This is a genomic window from Youngiibacter fragilis 232.1 (assembly GCF_000495435.3).
Taxonomy (GTDB): Bacteria; Bacillota; Clostridia; order Clostridiales; family Clostridiaceae; genus Youngiibacter; species Youngiibacter fragilis.
Window position 1 is genome coordinate 1 of record NZ_AXUN02000070.1, and the last position, 871, is coordinate 871.

Sequence of the window (871 nt, forward strand, 5' to 3'; positions counted from 1 at the left end):
ACTAGAAATCTTTAACAGTTATGCGATCATCGGATTCGCCTTCACAGATTTCAAAATCAATAAAATGTTTGAATCTCCCATGACTAAAGTCACGAGATTCTTGGGAGCATAGCATACTTACCGGCTTATTTCTTTGCCGACAGAGGTTTCTCTTGTTAACCAAGCTATCCCCGCAATTCCTGCGGTTCCTGTTTGTTTCTGCATTGCTAAGACCCTGGAGTAAGAGCTCTTATCCTGAGTCCTTCAGCCAGTATATTTTTTGTTGCATTGACGTCGCGGTCATGCTGGGAATGGCAAACTGGACAGGTCCACTCCCTCACATGGAGTGGTTTCTTCCCGTCCTTGTGGATATGCTAATGTCTTAAGTACTGTCTATTTATTCACTTCGCTTGCTAACTCACGACTGAAGTCACGAGTTTGCGCAAGCTTTTTCATCAAGGCAGTCTCAATTGAAGATATTTGGAAGAGCATACCTACTTCTGTCATTACCAGCGCTTTATCTCATTTATGCAGCGTTTACGCAGGGCAAGCCCAGTAAATATGCCATATTTCTAATGATATTCCTTGCTTTCCTTTCGATTGACTTCCTGTATGATTTTGTGTTCAAGGTTTCCTTCCGTAAAATCTGGATACTTTTAGTCCCATACCTGACGCTGTATTGGTCAATGAATTATGGCTTTTTTGTCATGGCATGGAAAAACAGCAGGGTTCAAGGCAGTATAATTGTCGGGCTGTTCATTATGCAGCTTACGTCAAATATCCTCTCACACAGCAAGAAGTCACTTTCAGTCTGAGAACACCCATAAGTCTAGTAATAACCATAATCGGGTAGGACCCCGCTGATTAAGCAGGGGACCTCCCACACCACCGT

Annotated in this window: 1 protein-coding gene; it reads right to left on the reverse strand. The window is 42.9% G+C overall.

Annotated features, from left to right (window positions below; genetic code table 11):
* Positions 1-206: 206 nt before the first annotated feature.
* Positions 207-350, reverse strand: a complete 144-nt coding sequence (locus T472_RS19250; RefSeq protein ID WP_341372041.1) for a zinc ribbon domain-containing protein — start codon at positions 348-350, stop codon at positions 207-209.
* Positions 351-871 lie beyond the last annotated feature (521 nt).